Genomic DNA, 22,411 nt, shown 5'->3' on the forward strand with positions numbered 1-22,411 from the left:
GGCCACGAGGGCACCATTGCGTTGTCGGACCGCAACGAGTTCGTGAACGTGCCCGAGCCTGCGGAAACGGAGATCGCCGGCGTCTCGGAGGATACCGATGACGACAGCGGCCCCGGCATCCGGCTTTATGAGAGCGTCTATGAAACGGCGCTGCGCAACGAGATTCCGCGCAACGTGATCGCCGATCTGATCCGGATCTATGCCTTCGACGTGGATTTCCAGCGGCGCGTGCGGTCCGGCGACAGCTTCGAGGTGCTCTATTCCGACGATGCCGGCGCCAACAACGAAATCCTCTATGCGGCGCTGACCACCGGCAGCGAAACCAAGCGCTACTATCGCTTCCAGACCTCGGACGACGGCCTCGTCGACTATTATGACGAGGATGGAAAGAGCGCGAAGAAGTTCCTGGTGCGCAAGCCCGTGGCCGGGGGTGTCATGCGCTCGCCCTTTGGGTACCGCCGCCATCCGATCCTCGGCTATTCCAAGCTCCACACCGGTGTGGACTGGGCGGATTCCATCGGCACGCCCATTTATGCGGCGGGCAACGGCACCATCATCTATGCCAACTGGAAATCGGGTTATGGCAAGCACACCGAGATCCAGCACGCCAACGGCTATGTCACCACCTATTCGCACCAGTCGGGCTTCGCCCGCGGCATCCGCGAAGGCATGAAGGTGCGCCAGGGGCAGCTGATCGGCTACATCGGCTCCACCGGCCTCTCCACGGGACCGCATCTGCACTATGAAGTGAAGATCAACGGCAACTTCGTGGACCCCATGCGCATCAAGTTGCCCCGCGGCCGTGCCCTCGCCGGGCGGTTCCTCACCGAATTCGGCAAGGAGCGCGAACGCGTGGACGCCCTGATGAACCATGCCCCCGTGCCGGCCAAAGTGGCCAGCGCCGGCGCGTCGGGCGCCAAGCCCGCGCGCTCCAGCGCCGACTGATCATCCGTCGCGCTGCGGGCCGAGCGCCGCGGGTACCCCCGCCGCAGTTGACGGCCCCTTCCCCCATCCTCACTCTTCTCTCCCGCCCCAGGGCGGGAGCGCGACGCCTCGGTCCGCTCCCGCGAACCGCCACGGCTGAGACGAGGACACCACAGGATGGGACATCACCTTCTGCGTGACCGCCCGCGACCGGCCCGTGCCGGCATCCGGGCGGCTGCCATGGCGATAGCGGTGGCCCTGTCCTGTTGGGGCAGCCACGACGTGGCCGCCGACACCCCGATCGAAAGCTACATCGCCACCCGCAATCAGCTGAGCGAGGCGGTGGCCGCCGCCGTCAAGGCCGGTGAGAACCAGGACGCGGTCGACACGCGCAGCGCCGCGGCGGTGCAGCAGCTGGAGCGCCTCATGACGGCGCTTATCGGCCCGGTCACCTTCGCGGACACCCGGCCGCCGCCGGTGTTCCTGCCCACCACCCTGGTGCCCGACTATCTGGAATCCCGGCAGCCCGATGGGCTGCTGTTTTCGAGCGCCGACTTCGTCACCCGTTTCTTCGTGGCGCCGGAGCCGGTGTTCGCAGACTGGCTCGCCCGGAGCGCCAAGGATGAGGACGCCCCCGAGGCGCTGCGCGGCGGGCTGGCGGCGGCCGTCGGCACACAGGCGCTCTATCAGGCGGTGATGGGATCGGACGCGATGTTCGTCAAATATATGGACCTGCCCATCACCACCGCTCCGGGCGAGACGGTGAATGCGGCTTTGGGCCTGTTCACCCAGACCGGCGCCCAGAATGATGTGCCGGACAGCATCGTCTTCACCCGCATGGCCGGCGGACGGGTGGTGGTGGGGGCGGCGCCGGTCAAGGTCACCATCAGGCCCATGCCGGCCTGCGACAAGGTCTGGAAGGGGTTCGCCGCGAAATCCAAGGCCCTGATCGCCGCCGCCGAGAAATCGAGGAACGACCAGGACCCGCGCTGGGACCAGGCAACCGATGTGGAAGAAGAAGGCGCGGCGGCCTATCAGGCCTGCTTCGCGAAGGCGGCACCCGCCCTGCCCTTCTTCGCCGCCGCCACCCAGCGGGCCCAGGAGCTGCTGGCCGCCGCCCGCGGCGAATAAAGCCGCGCACCCGGTCCAGACGTCGATGGCTCTCACCAGATGAGTGCCGAGCAACGGCTTCTTGTCTCGTGGCGGACGCCACCCGCGCGCACAACAAAAAGGCCCTCCCCGAAGGGAGGGCCTCTTCTCTTCAGTCATACCCCTGCGACGCCAGGATCAGGCGGCCGCATCGACGGGTGCCGCGGTGGACTGGAAGGCGAGGTGATCGCCTTCGAGGGTGACCTGCACCGTCGCGCCATCCAGGATGTCGCCGGCGAGGATCTTCTCGGCGAGCGGGTCCTGCACCAGCTTCTGGATGGTCCGCTTCAGCGGACGCGCGCCATAGGCCGGGTCATACCCCTTCTCCGCCAGGAAGTGCCGCGCCTCGGGAGACAGCGTGATGGTGATCTTGCGATCCTCCAGCAGCTTCTTCAGGCGGCCCATCTGGATATCGACGATGGAGTCCATCTGCTCCCGCTTCAGGCGGTGGAACATAACGATCTCGTCGATCCGGTTGATGAACTCGGGGCGGAAGTGGTGCCGCACCGCCGTCATCACCAGGTCATAGGCCTCCTCGTCGGACACCACCTTGTCGCCCTCGTGGCCCGGCACCTTGAAGCCCATGGGCTGGCGGGGATCCGCCAGGAACTCGGCGCCGAGATTGGAGGTCATGACGATCAGCACGTTGCGGAAGTCCACCGTGCGCCCCTGCCCGTCCGTCAGGCGCCCGTCGTCGAGCACCTGCAGGAGGACGTTGAAGACGTCCGGATGGGCCTTCTCCACCTCGTCGAACAGCACCACCTGATAGGGCCGGCGCCGCACCGCTTCGGTGAGGGCGCCGCCCTCGTCATAGCCCACATAGCCGGGAGGGGCACCGATGAGGCGACTCACGGAGTGCTTCTCCATGTACTCCGACATGTCGATGCGCACCATGGCGGTCTCGTCGTCGAACAGGAACTCCGCCAACGCCTTGGTCAGCTCGGTCTTGCCGACGCCGGTGGGGCCGAGGAACAGGAACGAGCCGATGGGCCGGTTCGGATCCTGCAGGCCGGCTCGGGCCCGGCGCACGGCGGTGGAAACGGCGGCAACCGCTTCCGACTGGCCGACCACGCGCTTGGCCAGCTCCAGTTCCATGCGCAGCAGCTTCTCCCGCTCGCCTTCCAGCATCTTGTCCACCGGCACGCCGGTCCAGCGGGAGACGACGCCGGCAATGTGGCTGGGCGTCACCGCCTCTTCCACCATGCCGCCGGTCGCTCCGGCCTTCTCCACCTCGGCAAGGCGCTTCTCCAGCTCCGGGATCACCGAATAGGTGAGCTCGCCGGCCTTCTGGTACTCGCCCTGGCGCTGCGCGGTCTGCAGATCGGCGCGGGCCTGGTCGAGCTTGGCCTTGACGGTGGTCGCCTCGTTCAGCTTCTCCTTGTCCGCCTTCCACTTGGAGGTGAGGACGGAGGCCTTCTCCTCCAGGTCCGCCAGCTCCTTCTCCAGCTTCTTCAGCCGGTCCTTGGAGGCGGTGTCGGTCTCCTTCTTCAGGGCTTCCTGCTCGATGCGCAGGCGGACGATCTCACGGTCGAGATTGTCCAGCTCCTCGGGCTTGGAATCCACCTGCATGCGCAGGCGCGACGCCGCCTCGTCGACGAGGTCGATGGCCTTGTCGGGCAGGAAGCGGTCGGTGATGTAGCGGTTGGACAGCACCGCCGCCGACACCAGCGACGAGTCCGTGATGCGCACGCCGTGGTGCAGCTCATACTTCTCCTTCAGGCCGCGCAGGATGGAGACGGTATCCTCCACCGTGGGCTCGGAGACGAAGACGGGCTGGAAACGACGAGCGAGGGCCGCGTCTTTCTCCACATGCTTGCGATATTCATCCAGCGTGGTCGCGCCAACGCAGTGCAGCTCGCCACGGGCCAAAGCCGGCTTCAGCAGGTTGGACGCATCCATGGCGCCGTCGGTCTTGCCGGCGCCGACGAGGGTGTGCATCTCGTCGATGAACAGGATGATGCCGCCCTCGGCCGCCTCGACCTCGTTGAGCACGCTCTTCAGGCGCTCCTCGAACTCGCCGCGATATTTCGCGCCGGCGATGAGGGAGCCCATGTCGAGGGCGAGCAGGCTCTTGCCCTTCAGGCTCTCGGGCACGTCACCATCGACGATGCGGCGGGCGAGGCCCTCCACGATCGCGGTCTTGCCGACGCCCGGCTCGCCGATGAGCACGGGGTTGTTCTTGGTGCGGCGGGCCAGCACCTGGATGGTGCGACGGATCTCCTCGTCACGGCCGATCACCGGGTCGAGCTTGCCGTCGCGCACCGCCTGGGTCAGGTCGCGGGCATACTTCTTGAGCGCGTCATAGGCGTTTTCGGCGGTGGCGGTATCCGCGGTGCGGCCCTTGCGCAGCGCCTCGATGGCCGCGTTCAGATTCTGCGGGGTGACGCCCGCATGGGCCAGGATCTTGCCGGCCTCGGTTTCCTTCTCAATGACCAAAGCGAGCAGCATGCGCTCGACGGTGACATAGCCGTCACCCGCCTTCTTGGCCGCCTGCTCCGCCGCCTCGAAGACGCGGGCGAGCTGCTGGCTCAGATAGACCTGGCCGGAGCCCCCCGACACCTTCGGCAGCTTGGCCAGCGCGGCTTCCACATCGGCGCGCACCAGCGTGGGATTGCCGCCCGCACGCTGGATGAGACCCGAGCACAAGCCTTCCGGGTCGTCCATGAGCACCTTCAGGAGATGCTCAGGGGTAAACTGCTGATGACCTTCCCGCGTCGCCAGCGCCTGGGCCGACTGGACGAACCCGCGCGCGCGCTCGGTATAGATCTCGAAATTCATGTCTTTCCTCCTTCTCACGCCCGGCACCTTCATCTGAAGCATGCCAACGCGCTGGGGCACGGTCCCGGTATCCCCGGCGACCGTCGCGCACGGCCTTGCAACCTGCGCCGTGCCTCATGTGGGTGTGGCTTCCCGGCAACGGAAGGGGGTGCGCGACGAAAACAAGCTTATCGTTCCGCGGCCATGAAACCTTGACGAAGCCCAAGCCCGGACGCCGTTTTCGGCGCCGGCGCCAGCATCCCCGGGATGCCCAGAGCCGGCGTGGCGGCTTGACCGCGATGCCCTTCAGATGAGATCGCGGCACCCATGACCACCGTCGAGACCGTCGCCTCCCTTCCACCCGCCACCGTCACCGCCCTGTACCGTCATCCGGTGAAGGGGCTCTCCGCCGAGCCGCTGGCGGCGGTGCAGCTGGAAGCCGGCGCCTTCTTCCCCGGCGATCGCCTCTATGCGGTGGAGAACGGCCCGTGCGGATTTGACCCCGCCACCCCGGCCTATCGCCCCAAGACGGCGTTCCTGATGCTGATGCGGGATGCGCGCCTCGCCGGCCTGGACAGCCGCTACGACGACGCCTCCCGGGAACTGACCCTGTGCCTCGAAGGGGTGGAAGCCGCCAGGGGCAACCTCGCCACGGCGGAGGGGTGCGCCGAGATCGAGGCCTTCCTCACCTTTTATATGGGCGAGGAGGCCCGCGGCCGGCTGCAGCTGCTGACGGCGCCGGAGGGCTTCCGCTTCACCGATTCCCTGCGCTCGGGCTTCATCTCCCTGCTCAATCTCGCCAGCGTGCGGGATCTGGCAGGGCACATGGGTGAAGCGGTGGACCCGCGACGTTTCCGCATGAACCTTCATCTCGACGGCTGGGCGCCGGGCACGGAGCTCACCCTCGTCGGGCAGACGTTGGCCATCGGCGACGCCCGCCTCGCCATTCTCAAGCGCACCGAGCGCTGCGCCGCCGTCAATGTGAACCCGGACACCGCCGCCCGCGACATCAATGTGGTGAAGGGCCTCGCCCGCGCCTATGGGCACACGGATTGTGGCGTCTACGCCAGGGTGGTCCAGGCCGGCCGGGTGGCGGTGGGCGATGCCGTCCGCGTCGTCTGAGGCCGCCGCCGGCGGCCGGACTTGACCTTCCGACCCGCGCAGCGCACTAGAAGGCATGGAACCGGCTAGCCTCGCTCTTTTCGCGGCGGTCCTGACACTGGGGGCCGCGAGCCCTGGTCCGGCCGTTGTCGCCCTGGTGGCGCGCACGCTCGCCCGGGGTCGCCACGGCGCGTCCGCCTTCATCCTCGGCCTCGCCACCGGCGACATTCTGTGGCTCGCCGCCGCCGCGCTGGGCCTCGCCGCTTTGGCCGCCACCCTCGGCAGCCTGTTCATCGTGGTCCGCCTGGCCGGCGCCGCCTATCTGCTGCTGATGGCCTGGCGCATGTGGACAGCCCCCGCCGCGCCGCCCAGCGACGCACCGGTGCCCACGGATCAATCGGCGCTCGGCCTCTATGGTGCCGGCGTGGCCCTGACCTTGAGCAACCCCAAGACCATGGCCTTCTACCTGGCGCTGCTGCCCACCCTGATGAACCTCGACCAGCTCTCCATGCTCGGCTTTGCCGAGATGAGCGGGGTCATCCTGGTGGTGCTGACGGCGGTGTTCGCCGGCTATGTGATCGTCGCCGACCGGGCCCGCCGGTTCATCGCCTCGCGGCGGGCCATGCGCACCCTCAACCGCATCTGCGGCGCCACCCTTGCCGGAGCCGCCGTGACCGTCGCCGCCCGTTAGCGGCCTCGCCCCAACAGCGCCACCAAATCACCGCGCGCGTGCGCTAAAGTCGCATGACGCTGACCACCGATTCGAGATCCGAGAACCGATATGGCAGAACCCGTGCCCGCTGCTTCCCCCGACGATTACGGCGCCCAGTCCATTCAGGTGCTGAAGGGTCTGGACGCGGTGCGCAAGCGCCCGGGCATGTATATCGGCGACACCGATGACGGCTCGGGCCTCCACCACATGGTCTATGAGGTGGTCGACAACGCCATCGACGAGGCCCTGGCGGGCTGGGCCCACGAGGTCACCGTCACCCTCAACGCCGACGGCTCGGTGACCGTGACCGACGATGGCCGCGGCATCCCCACCGACCTGCACCCGGAAGAGGGGGTCTCGGCGGCCGAGGTCATCATGACCCAGCTGCACGCGGGCGGGAAGTTCAACCAGAATTCCTACAAGGTCTCCGGTGGCCTGCACGGGGTGGGCGTCTCGGTGGTGAACGCCTTGTCCACCTGGCTCGACCTGACCATCTGGCGCGACGGCAAGGAGCATTTCATGCGCTTCCGCCACGGCGACGCGGAAGCGCCGCTGAAGGTGGTGCGCGAGGCCCCCGAGCATGCCCGTGGCACCAAGGTGACGTTCCTGCCGAGCCCGGAAACCTTCACCAAGGTGGAGTTCGATTACGCCACCCTGGAGCACCGCCTGCGCGAGCTCGCCTTCCTCAATTCCGGCGTGCTCATCACCCTCACCGATGCCCGCGGCCCCGAGCCCAAGCGCGAGGAGCTGCATTACGAAGGCGGCATCGAGGCGTTCGTGAAGTATCTCGACCGCTCCAAGACAGCGCTGGTGCCCAAGCCCATCGTCATCCGCGCGGAGCGAGACGGCATCACCGTGGAAGCCGCTCTTTCGTGGAACGATGGCTACCACGAAAACATTCTGTGCTTCACCAACAACATCCCCCAGCGGGATCGCGGCACCCATTTCACCGGCTTTGCCGCCGCCCTCACCCGCCAGGTGATCGGCTACGCCAATGCCTCCGGCATCGCCAAGAAGGAGAAGGTGGACCCCACCGGCGAGGATTGCCGCGAGGGGCTCACCGCGGTGCTCTCGGTGAAGGTGCCCGATCCGAAATTCTCCTCCCAGACCAAGGACAAGCTGGTCTCCTCCGAGGTCCGGCCGGTGGTCGAGAGCCTGGTGGGCGAGGCGCTGAGCACCTGGTTCGAGGAAAACCCCGCCGAGGCCAAATCGGTGATCGGCAAGGTGGTGGAAGCCGCCGCCGCCCGCGAGGCCGCCCGCAAGGCGCGCGACCTCACCCGCCGCAAGAGCCCGCTGGACATCGCCTCCCTGCCCGGCAAGCTGGCCGATTGCCAGGAGCGCGACCCCGCCAAGTCTGAGCTGTTCCTGGTGGAGGGTGACTCCGCCGGCGGCTCCGCCAAGCAGGGCCGCGACCGCGCCTTCCAGGCGGTGCTGCCCCTGCGCGGCAAGATCCTCAACGTGGAGCGCGCCCGCTTCGACAAGATGCTGTCCTCCGAGCAGATCGGCACCCTGATCACGGCGCTCGGCACCGGCATCGGCCGCGACGACTTCGATCTGTCGAAGCTGCGCTACCACAAGATCATCATCATGACCGACGCCGACGTGGACGGCGCCCACATCCGCACCCTGCTGCTCACCTTCTTCTTCCGGCAGATGCCGCAGATCGTCGAGGCCGGCCATCTCTTCATCGCCCAGCCGCCGCTCTACAAGGTGACGCGCGGCAAGTCCGAGACCTATCTCAAGGACGAGAAGGCGCTGGAAGACTATCTGGTGACCGCCGGCCTTGAGGATGCCTCCCTGCGGCTCGCCTCGGGCGAGGTGCGCGCCAGCGCCGACCTGACCCGGCTGGTGGAAGTGGCCCGCCACATGCGGGGCACCCTGCATGCGCTGCACCCCCGCTACAACCGCGCCGTGGCCGAGCAGGCCGCCCTCTCCGGGGCGCTCAGCGCCGCCGCGCTGTCCGATCCCGAGGCCGCTACCCGCAGCGCCGCCGCCATTGCCGGCCGCCTGGATGTGCTCGCCGAGGAAACCGAACGCGGCTGGGTCGGCCTCGCCGACGAAGACGGCTACACCTTCTCCCGCATGGTGCGCGGCGTGCAGGAAGTGGCGCGTCTCGACGCGGCCTTCCTCGCCTCGCCGGAGGCCCGGCGCCTCGACAGCCTCGCCCGCGAGCTGGACGGCGTGTTCACCGAAGCCGTCACCCTCAAGCGCAAGAGCGACGAGCAGACCCTGTTCGGCGCCGTGGACCTGTTCAACGCGGTCACCGATGCCGGCCGCAAGGGCCTTGCCCTGCAGCGCTACAAAGGCCTGGGCGAGATGAACCCCGAGCAGTTGTGGGAGACCACCCTCGACCGCAACGCCCGCTCGCTGCTGCAGGTGAGGGTCAAGGAAGTGGACGCCGCCGACGACCTCTTCAACCGGCTGATGGGCGACGTGGTGGAACCCCGTCGCGAGTTCATCCAGGAAAACGCTTTGCGCGCCAGCGTGGACGTGTAACCCCCTCAAGACGGGGGTGGACACCGCGTCGGCGATGTTGCCGCTGGACCGCGCCTTTGCCACAAAGGGGCGGCCAGAGGGACCATCATGACCACGCCTGCCCCGCTCGCGCTCCGCGCGCTTCCCGTCGAGGATCTCTCCGCCGATCAGGCCGCCCGGGAGCACCAGGCCCTGGCGGCGGAGATCGCCGGCCACGATGCCGCTTATTACCGCGAAGACGCCCCGGTCATCTCGGATGCGGATTATGACGCTCTGCGCCGCCGCTATGAGGCGATCGAGCAGCGCTTCCCGCACCTCGTCGGCGCCGACAGCCTGTCCCAAAAGGTCGGCGCGGCGCCGGTGGAGAAGTTCGGCAAGGTCACCCACCAGGTGCCCATGCTGTCGCTGGCCAACGCCTTCACCGATGAGGAGGTGGAGGATTTCGTCGGTCGGGTGAAACGCTTCCTGGCGCTGGACGAGGCCGACCCGGTGGCGTTCACCGCCGAGCCCAAGATCGACGGCCTCTCCTGTTCCCTGCGCTACGAGCGCGGCCGGCTGACCGTGGCCGCCACCCGCGGCGACGGGTCCGAGGGCGAGGACGTGACCGCCAATGTGCGCACCATCGCCGAGATCCCCCACGAGATCCGCGGTCCCGACGTGCCGGACATCATCGACGTGCGCGGCGAGATCTATATGGCGGTGGCGGATTTCGAGGCTCTGAATGCCCGCCAGGAGGAGGCCGGCGAAAAAGTGTTCGCCAATCCGCGCAATGCTGCGGCCGGCTCCCTGCGCCAGCTCGATGCCAGCATCACCGCCGCCCGCCCGCTGAAATTCTTCGCTTATGCCTGGGGCGAGGCGACCACGCTGCCCGCCGACACCCAGATGGGCATGGTGGAGACGTTCGCGCGCTGGGGCTTTCCCACCAACCCGCTGACGGTGATCGTGGAGTCCGCCCAGGGCCTGCTCGCCCACTACCACGGCATCGAGGAACGCCGGGCGACGCTCGGCTATGACATCGACGGCGTGGTCTACAAGGTGAACCGGCTGGACCTGCAACGCCGGCTAGGCTTTGTCTCCCGCTCGCCGCGCTGGGCCATCGCCCACAAATTCCCCGCCCAGCAGGCCATCACCATCCTGGAGGATATCGAGATCCAGGTGGGCCGCACCGGCGCCCTCACCCCGGTGGCCAGGCTCGCGCCCATCACGGTCGGCGGCGTGGTGGTCTCCTCCGCCACGTTGCACAATGAGGATGAGATCCAGCGCAAGGACATCCGCATCGGCGATACGGTGGTGGTGCAGCGCGCCGGCGATGTCATCCCCCAGGTGGTGCGGGTGATCGCCGACCAGCGCCCCGCCGGCGCCCGGCCCTATGTCTTCCCCACCGTGTGCCCCGCCTGCGGCTCCCACGCGGTGCGCGAAGCGGATCTCAAGAGCGGCAAGGTGGATGCGGTGCGCCGCTGCACCGGCGGCCTCATCTGCCCGGCGCAGATGGTGGAGCGGCTGCGCCACTTCGTCTCCCGCAACGCCTTCGACATCGAGGGGCTGGGCGAGAAGCAGGTGCATGCCCTTTATGAGTGGGAGCTGATCAAGTCCCCCGCCGACATCTTCACGCTCGAGGCTCGCAACGCCAATTCCCTGCAGCGGCTGGAAAATCGCGAGGGCTGGGGCAAGACCTCAGTGAAGAACCTGTTCGCGGCCATCGCCGCGCGACGCACGGTGGCGGTGGATCGCTTGGTGTTCGCGCTGGGCATCCGCCATGTGGGCGAAACCAACGCCAAGCGGCTGATGCGCCACTACGGCACCGTGGAGGCGCTGGAGCAGGCGGCCCTGGATGCGGTGATGCCGTGCGAGGCCGAGCCCAAGGGCAATGCCGCATGGCAGGAGATGCTGGCCATCGACGGCATCGGCGATGTGGTGGCGGAAGCGGTGATCGACTTCTTCACCGAGCCCAACAATCGCGAAGTGGTGGCGGCCCTGCTCACCCATGTGACGCCGGCCCCCATGGAAGCGGTGGCGGCGGCAAGCCCGGTCTCGGGCCAGACCGTGGTGTTCACCGGCAGCCTGGAAAAGATGACCCGGGACGAAGCGAAAGCCATGGCCGAGCGGCTGGGGGCGAAGGTGGCGGGCTCGGTCTCGGCCAAGACCAACCTCGTGGTGGCCGGCCCCGGCGCCGGCTCCAAACTCGACAAGGCCCGCGCCCTGGGGGTGAAGGTGATCACCGAGGATGACTGGTTCGAGCTGGTGGGCTGAGGCGGGGACAAGCCCTCGCGCCGACGGGGCAGCGCCCTCCGCCCCCTTGACGCCCCGCGCGGGAGCGCTCATTGGTCCCGCACCAGCCGGCCGGGCGGCCGCGGCATTTCGGTGTCGAGGAAAGTCCGGGCTCCACGGAGACACGGTGCCGGATAACGTCCGGCGGGGGCGACCCCAGGGAAAGTGCCACAGAAATCAAACCACTCGCGAAGGTCCCTCGGGTCCGCGCGAGCCAGGGTGAAACGGTGGGGTAAGAGCCCACCGCGCGACCGGCAACGGAAGCGGCACGGCAAACCCCACCGGGAGCAAAGTCAAATAGGGACGACGCGGGAAACCACCCGGTCTTCGGGATGTCGTCCGGGTTGACTGCTAGAGGCGCCGGGCAACCGGCGTCCCAGATGAATGGTCGCCACGCGGGCCTTGTGCCCGCCGTACAGAACCCGGCTTACAGGCCGGCTGGTATTCCCCTATTTCGCCTGCACCTGCTTCAGGAGCGCCTCCACATCCGGCAGGATGCCGGACACCATCACCCGCACCCCGTCGGGATTGGGGTGCAGCCCGTCCTTCTGGATGAGCTCGGGATGCCCGGCCACCCCCTCCATGAAGAAGGGATAGAGCAGCACGCCCTGCTGGGCCGCCAGCTGCGGGAACACGGCGTTGAACTCGGCCTGGTATTCCGGCCCGAGGTTGGGCGCCGCCAGCATGCCGGCCACCAGCACCTTGATGCCTCGTGCCTTCAGGCGGCTGACGATCTCGGTCATGGCCTTACGCGTGGTGGCGGGGGGCAGCGCCCGCAGCATGTCGTTGGCGCCCAGCGCCACGATCACCCCATCGGTGCCCTCGGGCACCGACCAGTCGAGCCGGGCGAGGCCCTGGCTGGCGGTGTCGCCGGAGACGCCGGCATTCACGATCGCCACATCATAGCCCTTCGCCTTCAGCGCCGCCTGAAGCTGCACCGGAAACGCCTGCGATGACGGCACACCATAACCGGCGGTGAGGCTGTCGCCGAAGGCCACCAGCTTCACCGTGCGGGCGGCGGCGGGTGACGCGATCGTGATCAGGCAGGCGAGGGCCATCAGCCCCGGCAGTGCCTTAAATACCGTTTTCCATCCGTATGCGGTTGCCGGACGCGCGCCCGCGCCCATTGCAGATGCCTCGAAGGTCTTGTCACGCATGAACGATGCTTCCCTTCCCCCGCCGGCCCTGAAGCTCTCCGGGGTCGATCTCTCTTTGGGGGCCGGCGCGGCCCGTGTCCATGTGCTGAAAGACATCTTCGTCCAAATCACGGCAGGGCAGACCGTGGGGCTGGTGGGTCCCTCCGGCTCGGGCAAGTCCACCCTGCTCATGGTGATGGCCGGCCTGGAGCGGCCGGACAAGGGACGGGTGGAGGTGGCGGGCACCGATCTCACCCCCCTGTCGGAAGATGCCCTCGCCCGCTTCCGGGGCCGGCATATCGGCATCGTCTTCCAGTCGTTCCACCTCATCCCCACCATGACGGCGCTGGAGAATGTGGCGGTGCCCCTGGAACTGGCCGGCCGGGCCGATGCCTTTGCCCGCGCCGCCCGGGAGCTGGAGGCGGTGGGCCTCGGCCATCGCGCCACCCATTATCCCGCCCAATTGTCCGGCGGCGAGCAGCAGCGGGTGGCGGTGGCCCGGGCGCTGGCGCCCGAGCCGCCCATCCTGGTGGCCGACGAGCCCACCGGCAATCTGGACGAGGCCACCGGCCAGCAGATCATGGACCTGCTGTTCGCCGCCCATCGCGACCGCGGCACCACGCTGGTCCTCGTCACCCACGACACTGGCCTTGCCGCCCGCTGTGGCCGGGTGATCCAGGTGCGGTCCGGCGTCATCGCCCACGATTCGGCGGGCGAGGACCCGGCGGCGGATGCGGCGGCCCAGGCGGCCATCGGGGCCCTGGCATGAGCAGCCCGACCGAAACGCCCCCCCTTGCGCCCCTCCGATTCACGCCTCTCCGTTTCACGCCGCTCCGCTTTGCCTGGCGCGAGCTGCGCGGGGCCCGGCGGGGCTTTGGCATCTTCCTCGCCTGCCTGATCATCGGCGTCATGGCCATCGCCGGCATCGGCTCCTTCGCCCGCGCCCTCACCGAGGGGCTGGAGCGGGAGGGCCGCGCCATTCTCGGCGGCGATGCCGCCTTCACCTCCGCCCAACGCCAGGCGAGCCCGGACGAGCTGGCGCTGATGCGCGGGCCTCAGAGCTCGACCACCTTGGGCCGCGTCGCGTTGCTGCGGGCCATGGCCCGCGCCCCATCCGGCGATGCCACCCTGGTGGAGCTCAAGGCGGTGGATTCGACCTACCCCATGGTCGGCACCCTCGATATGTCTCCGCCGGCGCCCCTTTCAACGGTGCTCGGCCTGCATGACGGCCTTTATGGCGCGGTGGCGGACGAGGCGCTGATGACGCGGCTCGACCTCGGTATCGGCAGCCGCATCAAGGTCGGTGAGGCGGAACTGGAAATCCGCGCCCGGCTGGTGTCGGAGCCGGACAAGCTCGCCTCCGGCGTCGGCTTCGGCGCCCGCCTCTTGGTCTCCGATGCCGGGCTCGAGGCCACCCGCCTGATCCAGCCGGGCAGCGTGGTGCGCTGGACCTATCGGGTCCGGCTCTCAGATCCCGCCGCATTACCGGCCTATCTGGAGCGCACCCACACGCCTTTGGCCGCCGCCGGCTATGAAATCCGCACCCGCGATGCCGCCACCCCGCAATTGGAACGCAATGTGCGGCGCATCAGCCAGTTCCTCACCCTGGTGGCCCTCACGGCTCTGCTGGTGGGCGGGGTGGGCGTCGCCAATGCGGTGTCGAGCCACTTGGCCGCCAAGCGGGAGACCATCGCCACCCTGAAGGCGCTGGGGGCCACCCGCGCCACCATCTTCGCCACCTATGGGGCCGAGCTGGCGCTGATCGCCATGGTGGGCATCGGCATCGGCCTGGTGCTGGGCGCTCTGCTGCCGTTCGTCGCCACCGCCGCCATCTCCGCTCTGGTGCCGTTCCCGCTGGCGCCGCGGCTCGATCCGGCGGCGCTGGCTCTGGCCGCCCTCTATGGGGTGCTGGTGACGGCCATCTTCACCCTCTGGCCCCTGGCCCGGGCCCAGGAGGCGCCGGTTTCGGTGCTGTTCCGCGACAGTTTGGGTGCCGACCGGCGCCGGCCGGCGCTGGCCTATGCCGCGCTGGTGGCCGTGCTTGCCCTGGCCCTGGTGGCGCTCGCGCTCCTCACCTCCGACGACATGCGCACGGCGGCGGTGTTCCTGGTGGCGGCGGCCGGCGTGTTCGTGCTGCTGCGCGGCGTCGCCCTCGCCATCATGGCGCTGGCCCGCCGGCTGCCCCGGCCCCGCTCGGCTTTGGCGCGCCTCGCCCTCGGCAACATCCACCGGCCGGGCGCCCTCACCCCCACGGTGGTGCTCTCCCTCGGCCTCGGCCTGTCGCTGATGGTGGCGCTGGCATTGGTGGACCGCAGCCTCGGCACCCAGCTGTCCGGCCCCATGCAGGAGAGCGCGCCGAGCTTCTTCTTTGTCGATGTGCCCTCTTCCCAGCAGGAGGAATTCGCCGCCTTCATCACCGCCAAGGCGCCGGATGGGGTGATGGACTCCGTGCCCATGCTGCGCGGCCGCATCACCGCTTTGAACGGCGTGCCGGCGGAGGAGGTGAAGCCCACCGCCGACGCCGCCTGGGTGCTGCAGAGCGATCGCGGCATCTCCATGGCCGCTGCGGTGCCCAAGGGCTCGCAGGTGGTGGCCGGCACATGGTGGGCGCCCGATGCCACCGAACCGCTGGTGTCGTTCGAGGACAAGCTCGCCGCCGGGCTCGGGCTGAAGCTCGGCGACAGTGTCAGCGTCAATGTGCTGGGGCGCACCGTCACCGCCCGCATCGCCAATCTGCGGCGGGTGAATTGGGAGCGGCTTGGCATCAATTTCGTCATGGTGTTTTCCCCCGGCAGCTTCGCCGGCGCGCCCTATACGGTGCTCTCCACCCTCGCCTTCCCGGGCGGCGCCGACACCGCCCGCGAGGTGACGCTGATGAAGGAGGTGGCCGCCGCCTTTCCCGCCGTCACCACGGTGCGGGTGAAGGAGACCCTGGAAGAGGCCCGGCGCATGCTCGACAACCTCTCCCTCGGCATCCGCGCCGCCAGCCTCGTCACCTTGCTGACCTCGGTGCTGGTGCTGGCCGGCGCCCTGGCGGCCGGGCATCAGCACCGGGTGTATGACGCGGTGATCCTGAAGACGCTGGGGGCGACGCGCACCCGCCTCATCGGCGCCTATGCACTCGAATATGCCGGGCTCGGCCTCATCACCGCGGTGTTCGCGCTCATCGCCGGCGGCATCGCCGCCGCGGTGGTGGTCACCCAGATCATGGAGATTCCCTTCACCTTCTCCATTCCCGCTGCCGCCGGGGCGGTGGCGGGGGCCCTGCTGCTCACCGTGGGCTTCGGCCTCATCGGCACCTACCGGGCCTTGAGCGCGCCGCCGGTTCGGGTATTGCGGCACCTGTGAACGTGCACCGGGTCAGCACGCCGCGTTGATCCGGCGCCCGCGCCGTGCCAGCACCATTCCAAATACAAAGGGGAGGATGGGGCATGGCACAGCGGGAGCCGGACCATGGCTGAAGCGGATCTGGTCATCGGCGAAGGGCGCACCCTCGCGGCGCATCCGCTGCGGGCGGCGGTGCTGAAGGAATTGCACGCGCGCCCGTTCATGCCGGCGGAGACGCCGCGCCGCATCCTCCACGCCGCCTTCCTCCTGGATACGGGCGCGGCCGCCCGCGACCGGGCGGCGCTCAGCGCCCTGTGCAGCTCGCGCGGCCTGCCCACCCCGCCGGCCGGCGCCAAGCATCACCATGTCTCGTTCGGTGGTGCCGACCTGCGCTGGGAGAGCCACGCGGAATTCTGCACCTATACCTGGGATCTGCCCTCGCCCGGCGTGCTGCCCGGCATGCTGCCGTTCCAGCCGCCGGCGGTGACCCTGGCGAGCCCGTTCGGCGAGATGCCCCAGCCTGGCCCGCTGCTGGTGGCGGTGGACCTGCACCTGATCCAGGACACCGCCGAGGACCTGTTCCTCGACAAGGCCTTCAACCGGGCGAGCCTGGCCCGCGCCGACGTCAATGACGGCCTCGCCGAGATCGCCACCGATTTCATGGCCGATCCGTCCGGCTTCGTGCGCATCCTGGTGCGCGATCGCGGCCTCGGGGCCGAGGCGGCGGGGGCGCTGGTGCAGCGCCTCCTGGAGATCGAGACCTATCGCACCCTGGCGCTGCTCGGCCTGCCGGAAGCGCAGCGGCTCGCCCCGGCCATCTCCAAGATCGAGGGGCGGCTGGCGGAGGTGGCCACCGCCATGACCCATTCGGAGGGGCTCTCCGCCAACAACAAGCTGCTCGACGAGTTGGTGGCGCTGGCGGCGGAGCTGGAGGCGGATGCCGCCGGCTCCCTGTTCCGCTTCGGCGCCAGCCGCGCCTATATGGAGATCGTGAAGCTCCGCCTCGCCACCATCCGCGAGGTGCCGGTGCCGGGCTTTCCCACCTGGCAGCAATTTCTCGATCGCCGGATGGCCCCGGCCATGCGCACCTGCTTCGCCATCGAGGAGCGGCAGGACAAGATTGCCCGCAAGCTCGCCAATGCCGCGGACCTGCTGCGCACCCGGGTGGATGTGGAGCTGGAACAGCAGAACCGCGACCTGCTCACCTCCATGAACGAGCGCACCCGCCTGCAATTGCGCCTGCAGCGCACGGTGGAGGGACTTTCGGTCGCCGCCATTTCTTATTATGTGGTGAGCTTGGTCCACCACCTCGCCGAGGGGGTGCATCAGAGCGGCATGGCCGAGGCGCTGGGCCTCCACTTCGACGTGGGGCTCATCACCGCGGTGTCGGTGCCGGTGGTGGTGCTGGGGGTGTGGGGCGTGGTCCGCAAGATCCGCAACGCCCACGGCGACCATGACTGAATCTGGCGACCATGATTCGATTTGACAATCATGCCTGAGGCCGGCCGAACGCCCGGCGCGGAGGACACCTTGGATCTCGCGCTCGAATATGACAATCGGGCCCGTGTTCCCGACTATCCCGCCATTGTCGATGGCTGGATCCGCCGTTCGGCGACCCTGCGCGCCGAGGTGCCGGCGGCCGATCTCGGCGTGCCCTACGGCCCCTCGCCCCGGCAGACCCTCGACATCTTGTGGCCCGACGCCTCGCGGCAGGCTCCAGTGGTGCTGTTCTTCCATGGTGGCTACTGGCAGCACGGCCACCCGCGCAATTTCTCCTTCGTCGCCGAGGGCTGCCTCGGCCAATCGGTGGCCATGGCCATCGCCGGCTATGACCTCACCCCCGACGTGTCGCTGGCCACCATCGTCGCCCAGGCCCGCGCCGCGGCGCTCTGCCTCGCCCGGCTGGTGGGCCGCAAGGTGGTGGCCTGCGGGCATTCGGCCGGCGGCCATCTCACCGCCGCCCTGCTGTGCACCCCATGGCGGGAGCATTCCCCCGGCGCGCCGGCGGATCTGGTGCCGGCGGGGGTCGGCCTGTCCGGCGTCTATGACGTGGAGCCCTTGGTCGCCACCCCGCTCAACACCGCCCTGCGGCTGACGCCGGAAGAGGCGCGGCGGGTCTCCCCCTCCGCCTGGGCGGTGCCGCCGGGCCGGGTGTTCGATGCCGTGGTGGGCGGTGAGGAAAGCAGCGAGTTCCTGCGCCAAGGCCGCCACATCACCGATCTGTGGGCGACCCAGGGCGCCACCACCCGCTATGTGGAACTGCCCGCCACCAACCATTTCACCATTCTCGAGCCGTTGACCGATCCGCGATCGGCGCTGGTGCAACGGCTCACCAGCCTGGCCCGCGGCATCACCGACTGAGCCGCCGCCCCATGCCAGGCCCGCCCGGCCTGGCCCTGGAGTTCCCATGGAAACCGCCCCCGCCCAGCCCGTGCAGATCGCCATCGTCCCCGTCACCCCGTTCGCGCAGAATTGCTCGATCCTGTGGTGCACCAAGACCATGAAGGGGGCAGTGATCGATCCCGGTGGCGATGTCGACCGCATCCAGGCGGCCGTCGCCGAAACCGGCGTCACCATCGAGAAGATCCTGCTCACCCACGGTCATGTGGACCACGCGGCCGGCGCCGCCGCGCTCGCCGAGCAGCTGAAGGTGCCGGTGGAAGGGCCCCATGCCGCCGACCAGTTCCTGCTCGACGAGATCCCCGCCTCGGCCACCAAGTTCGGCTTCGAGGGCGGCGGCCGGGCGGTGACGCCGGATCGCTACCTGAGCGAGGGCGATGCCTTGAGCGTGGGCGCGCTCGACATCGACATCCTCCACGTGCCCGGCCACACGCCCGGGCACCTGGTCTTCGTGCTGAAGGACGCCAACATCGCCATCGTCGGCGACACCCTGTTCCGCGGCTCGGTGGGGCGCACGGATTTTCCCTATGGCGACCATGAGCAGCTCATTGCCGGCATCGTCGAAAAGATGCTGCCGCTGGGGGATGGCGTGGTGTGCCTGCCGGGACATGGCCCTTTGACCAGCATCGGCGACGAGCGCGCCCGCAACCCCTTCCTGCCGCGCTGACGGCCGGCCATGACCCATCGCTACGCGCTCTATCTGGCTCCGCCGGCCGCCAGCGCCCTGTGGCGGTTCGGCTCCGCGGTGGTCGGCTACGACGCAGAGACCGGCGCCGAGCTGGCGCCGCCCGAGGTGGCCGGGTTCGATGCCGAAACCTGGCGCACCCTCACCGGCGAGCCACGCCGCTACGGCTTCCACGGTACGCTGAAGGCGCCGTTCCGGCTGGCGCCGGGGGTGAGCGAGAGTGATCTTCAGGCCCAGATCGCGATGGTCGCCGCCGGCCAGCACCCGTTCGAGCTGCCGCCGCTGGTGGTGCGGGCCATCGGCCCGTTCATCGCGCTCGTGCCGGCGGCCCCGGCGCCGGCCCTCGACGACCTGGCCCGCAGCATGGTCCTCGGCCTCGAACCGGCGCGCGCCCCGCTGAGCGCCGAGGAGATCGCCCGCCGCCGGCCCGAGCGGCTCACCACCCGCCAGCGCGCCCATCTCGAACGCTACGGCTATCCCTATGTGGGCGAGGACTTCCGCTTCCACATGACCCTCACCGGTCCGCTGGAGCCGGAGACCCAGGCCCACGCCCTCAACGCGCTGAGCGACGCCTATGGCGCCTGCGGCGCGGAGGCGCCCCTCACCATCACCGAGGTGGCGCTCTACACCCAGGCCAGCCCCGACAGCCGGTTCCGGCTCAGCCGCCGCATGCCCCTCGGAGCGCCCTGAGCGCGGCCGGCCGCGTGTATTGATTCGGCCTGCAACCCACCAACACGTGGCCGCGCGCACCCACCGGCGCCCGGCTGCGTTCCGCGCAGGGCTGGATTGCCGAGCGGGCCAAAGCCTGTCGCACCAAGAACTTATACAAACTCTTGCACAAGCTCTTGCAAACGCTGCGTTCACCCGGCGTCACGCGGCGCGGATGCTCCCCCTGCGGCGCGAATGGTGCTAAGACAACCGGCATGATGCCCTCTTTGAAGATCCCTGTTCCAGGTGCCGACGAGCAACCGATGCGGCCCTCTTCCGTCACGTCCGCTCTGGCCACCCTCGACGCGGAGAGCAACGGCCTCAAAGCCCTGACGGCCGCCATCGCCGGCCCGCTCGGTGCCGCCTTCGAGACGGCGGTGGAGACCATCCGCAACGCCCGCGGCCGGGTGGTGGTGACCGGCATGGGCAAGAGCGGCCATGTGGCGCGCAAGATCGCCGCCACCCTCGCCTCCACCGGCACCCCCGCTTATTTCGTGCACCCGGGCGAGGCGAGCCACGGCGACCTCGGCATGATCACCGGCGATGACGTGATCATCGCCCTGTCGTGGTCCGGCGAGACGGCGGAGCTGCGCGATCTCGTCGACTATTCCAGCCGCTTCGGCGTGCCGCTGATCGCCTTCACCTCCAATCCGCAGAGCACGCTGGGGCGCACGGCACAGGTGCTGCTGAGCCTGCCGGTGGAGCCGGAAGCCTGCCCCCACGGCCTCGCCCCCACCACCTCCACGGTGATGCAGCTGGCGTTGGGTGACGCGCTGGCGGTGGCCCTGCTGGAGAGCCGCGGCTTCACCGCGCTGGACTTCCGGCAGTTCCACCCCGGCGGCAAGCTGGGTGCCAAGCTCAAGTTCGTGCGCGACGTGATGCGCGACCGCGACGCCCTGCCGGTGGTGCGCCGGGGCACGCTGATGGGCGAGACGCTGGTGGAGATGAGCGCCAAGGGCCTCGGCTGCGTCGCGGTGGTGGACGAGGACGCGCGGCTGATCGGCATCGTCACCGACGGCGACCTGCGCCGCCACATGACCCGCGACCTCACCGTGCAGACCGTGGAGACGGTGATGACCGCCGCGCCGAAGACCGTGCGCCCGGACCAGCTGGCGGTGGAAGCCCTCAAGATCATGAACGAGCGGCAGATCACCACCCTGCTGGTGGCCGAGGACCAGGCCCTGAAGGGCGCGCTGCACATCCACGACCTGCTGAGCACCGGCATCGCCTGAGCGCAGTCGAGGGCCTTCATCCCCGGTGCACGCCGCTCAGACCATGAGGGGCGCCGGCGCCGGGCGGCTGGTGACCAGGCGATGCAGGGTGGTGATGGTGGACGCATCGGCGATGCCGTCCACCCGCGTCCGCCGGAAGTGGCGCTGGAACGCGGTCACCACTTGGGTGGTGGCCGGGTCGAACACACCTGTCACTTCAAGGCCATAGCCATAGAGCGCGAACAGCGCCTGGAGCGCCGACACCGGCTCGCCATAGTCGCCGGGCATCAGAAAACGGCCGCCGGTGAGCGGCGTTTCGGGCACCAGATGGCCGATGCCGGCGGCGTGGAGGGCCTCCCAGGGGAAGTTCTCGCCGGGATCTTGCTTCCGGTCCGGCGCCACATCCGAATGGGCGAGCACCCGATCGGCGCGGATGGCGTGCCGCGCCTGCAGATCCGCGCACAGCGCGATCACCGCCGCGATCTGCGCCCCGGGAAAGGCCGGCAGCCCGAAATCGTGGCCGCCATTGACGATCTCGATGCCGATGGAGCGGGAATTGGTATCGGTGATGCCTTCCCAGCTGGACCGGCCCGCATGCCAGGCCCGCTGCGCTTCCGGCACCATCTGGATGATGCCGCCATCCTCCAGCACCACATAATGGGCCGAGACTTCGGCGGCCGGATTGCGCAGCTGCTCCACCGCCGCCTCGGCGCTGGCCATGCCCGTATAGTGCAGCACCAGCATATCGACCGGCGCACGGCGCGCGCCGAAATTGGGCGAGGGCACCAACGTGGTGACCAGGCAGCAGTCGGCCCTCATCTCAACCGGCCCGCTCATCGCAACCCCCGCATCTGTGCAATCCGTCCATAGGCGACATTGAGGGCCGCCACCCGATCATTGGCGAGCTTCACCGCCGCCGGCGGCAGGCCGCGCCCGGCGATGCGATCGGGATGATGGCTCGCCACCAGCGCCCGCCAGCGGGCCTTCACCTGCGCATCGGAGGCCTCCGCATCGAGATCCAGCACCGCATAGGGATCATCGGGCCGGCGCACGTGGCGCGCCTCGATACGGGCATAGGCCGGGCCGCTGAAGCCGAGGATGCGGCCGACCTCCTCCAGAAAGGCGAGCTCCCGCGGGTGCAGGGCATGGTCGGCCTTGGCCACGTGGAACAATGCGTCGATGAGGTCTTCGCGGGTGTCGGGATCGTCGGCGAACATCTCCGCCACCTGGCGGGCATAGGCCTCGTAGCCCGCCACGTCCGCCTTGGCGAGATTATAGAGCCGCGAGACCGCCTCGAAATCCTCCGGCGGAATGTCGAACACCTCCTGGAAGGCGGCCACCTCAGCCGGCACCACCACCCCGTCGGCCTTGGCCATCTTGGCCGACAGGGCGATGAGCGCCACGGAGAAGGCGGCCGGCCGGGGCGCCGGCGCCAGCAGCAGCCGATCCAGCACCACCCCGGCCAACGCCCCGAGCAAGGCTCCGAGCGGCCCGCCCAGCACGAAGCCGACGCCGGTGCCGCCGATCAATCCTATGGTCAAATGTGTCTCCCTGGTCG

Annotated in this window: 17 protein-coding genes and 1 other RNA gene (1 of these 18 only partly in view); 14 read left to right on the forward strand and 4 right to left on the reverse strand. The window is 69.1% G+C overall.

Annotated elements, in window-relative coordinates; genetic code table 11:
- Together MEU52_RS18575 and MEU52_RS18580 are read left to right on the forward strand one after the other, a co-directional pair.
- Window positions 1-945, forward strand: partial view of a M23 family metallopeptidase gene (locus MEU52_RS18575; RefSeq protein ID WP_238123460.1) — the end only. It extends 1,050 nt beyond the left edge of the window; only the last 945 of its 1,995 coding nucleotides appear in the window; its start codon lies off the left edge, out of view; its stop codon occupies window positions 943-945.
- Between the two features lie 156 nt (window positions 946-1,101).
- Window positions 1,102-2,055 (forward strand): hypothetical protein, encoded by a 954-nt coding sequence (locus tag MEU52_RS18580; RefSeq protein WP_238123462.1) that lies wholly within the window; start codon window positions 1,102-1,104, stop codon window positions 2,053-2,055.
- Window positions 2,056-2,211: 156 nt separating this feature from the next.
- Here the strand turns inward: MEU52_RS18580 and clpB are convergent, their stop codons facing one another.
- The gene (gene clpB / locus MEU52_RS18585) at window positions 2,212-4,851 is read right to left on the reverse strand and encodes an ATP-dependent chaperone ClpB (RefSeq protein ID WP_238123464.1); all 2,640 of its coding nucleotides are present in this window, start codon (window positions 4,849-4,851) and stop codon (window positions 2,212-2,214) included.
- Between the two features lie 306 nt (window positions 4,852-5,157).
- Between clpB and MEU52_RS18590 the strand changes: the two genes are divergently transcribed.
- From MEU52_RS18590 to rnpB, 5 genes are all read left to right on the forward strand, one after another.
- Window positions 5,158-5,952: an MOSC domain-containing protein gene (locus tag MEU52_RS18590; protein ID WP_238123466.1), complete on the forward strand. Its 795-nt coding sequence runs from the start codon at window positions 5,158-5,160 to the stop codon at window positions 5,950-5,952.
- Between the two features lie 55 nt (window positions 5,953-6,007).
- Window positions 6,008-6,622, forward strand: coding sequence for a LysE family translocator (locus MEU52_RS18595; RefSeq protein WP_238123467.1), 615 nt, complete (start codon window positions 6,008-6,010; stop codon window positions 6,620-6,622).
- 90 nt (window positions 6,623-6,712) lie between these two features.
- Window positions 6,713-9,139 (forward strand): DNA topoisomerase (ATP-hydrolyzing) subunit B, encoded by a 2,427-nt coding sequence (gene gyrB, locus MEU52_RS18600; protein WP_238123468.1) that lies wholly within the window; start codon window positions 6,713-6,715, stop codon window positions 9,137-9,139.
- Window positions 9,140-9,226: 87 nt separating this feature from the next.
- Entirely contained in the window at window positions 9,227-11,368 is a 2,142-nt protein-coding gene (gene ligA / locus MEU52_RS18605; RefSeq protein WP_238123469.1) for an NAD-dependent DNA ligase LigA, read from the forward strand.
- A gap of 82 nt (window positions 11,369-11,450) precedes the next feature.
- Window positions 11,451-11,832: RNase P RNA component class A (rnpB, locus tag MEU52_RS18610), an RNA gene on the forward strand.
- Window positions 11,833-11,835: 3 nt separating this feature from the next.
- On the opposite strand, the gene MEU52_RS18615 is transcribed toward rnpB, so the two are convergent.
- Complete coding sequence (locus MEU52_RS18615) at window positions 11,836-12,543, reverse strand: arylesterase (protein ID WP_443267636.1); 708 nt, start codon at window positions 12,541-12,543, stop codon at window positions 11,836-11,838.
- Here MEU52_RS18615 and MEU52_RS18620 point away from each other — a divergent pair.
- The 7 genes from MEU52_RS18620 to MEU52_RS18650 all read left to right on the forward strand — a co-directional run bounded on the left by MEU52_RS18620 (window position 12,542) and on the right by MEU52_RS18650 (window position 20,874).
- A complete protein-coding gene (locus MEU52_RS18620) occupies window positions 12,542-13,291 on the forward strand; it encodes an ABC transporter ATP-binding protein (protein ID WP_238123471.1) in 750 nt (249 codons plus the stop codon). The two genes, MEU52_RS18615 and MEU52_RS18620, sit on opposite strands and share 2 nt — an antisense overlap.
- Window positions 13,288-15,870, forward strand: coding sequence for an ABC transporter permease (locus tag MEU52_RS18625; RefSeq protein WP_238123472.1), 2,583 nt, complete (start codon window positions 13,288-13,290; stop codon window positions 15,868-15,870). The genes MEU52_RS18620 and MEU52_RS18625 overlap by 4 nt, the downstream gene beginning before the upstream one ends.
- 105 nt (window positions 15,871-15,975) lie before the next feature.
- Window positions 15,976-17,310, forward strand: coding sequence for a DUF3422 family protein (locus MEU52_RS18630; RefSeq protein ID WP_238123473.1), 1,335 nt, complete (start codon window positions 15,976-15,978; stop codon window positions 17,308-17,310).
- A gap of 69 nt (window positions 17,311-17,379) precedes the next feature.
- On the forward strand, window positions 17,380-18,210 hold the full coding sequence (locus MEU52_RS18635; RefSeq protein WP_238123474.1) for an alpha/beta hydrolase: 831 nt from the start codon (window positions 17,380-17,382) through the stop codon (window positions 18,208-18,210).
- Window positions 18,211-18,256: 46 nt separating this feature from the next.
- Window positions 18,257-18,916: an MBL fold metallo-hydrolase gene (locus MEU52_RS18640; protein ID WP_273546385.1), complete on the forward strand. Its 660-nt coding sequence runs from the start codon at window positions 18,257-18,259 to the stop codon at window positions 18,914-18,916.
- A gap of 9 nt (window positions 18,917-18,925) precedes the next feature.
- Entirely contained in the window at window positions 18,926-19,624 is a 699-nt protein-coding gene (locus MEU52_RS18645; protein ID WP_238123475.1) for a DUF1045 domain-containing protein, read from the forward strand.
- 236 nt (window positions 19,625-19,860) lie between these two features.
- Window positions 19,861-20,874 (forward strand): KpsF/GutQ family sugar-phosphate isomerase, encoded by a 1,014-nt coding sequence (locus tag MEU52_RS18650; protein ID WP_443267710.1) that lies wholly within the window; start codon window positions 19,861-19,863, stop codon window positions 20,872-20,874.
- 36 nt (window positions 20,875-20,910) lie between these two features.
- Here MEU52_RS18650 and MEU52_RS18655 read toward each other — a convergent pair whose 3' ends face one another.
- A complete protein-coding gene (locus MEU52_RS18655; protein ID WP_238123477.1) occupies window positions 20,911-21,690 on the reverse strand; it encodes an N-acetylmuramoyl-L-alanine amidase in 780 nt (259 codons plus the stop codon).
- Window positions 21,687-22,394: a molecular chaperone DjiA gene (locus MEU52_RS18660; RefSeq protein WP_238123478.1), complete on the reverse strand. Its 708-nt coding sequence runs from the start codon at window positions 22,392-22,394 to the stop codon at window positions 21,687-21,689. Before MEU52_RS18660 ends, MEU52_RS18655 begins: the two co-directional genes overlap by 4 nt.
- Window positions 22,395-22,411: the final 17 nt, after the last annotated feature.

This window comes from Xanthobacter sp. NM-25 (assembly GCF_022138605.1).
GTDB lineage: Bacteria > Pseudomonadota > Alphaproteobacteria > Rhizobiales > Xanthobacteraceae > Xanthobacter.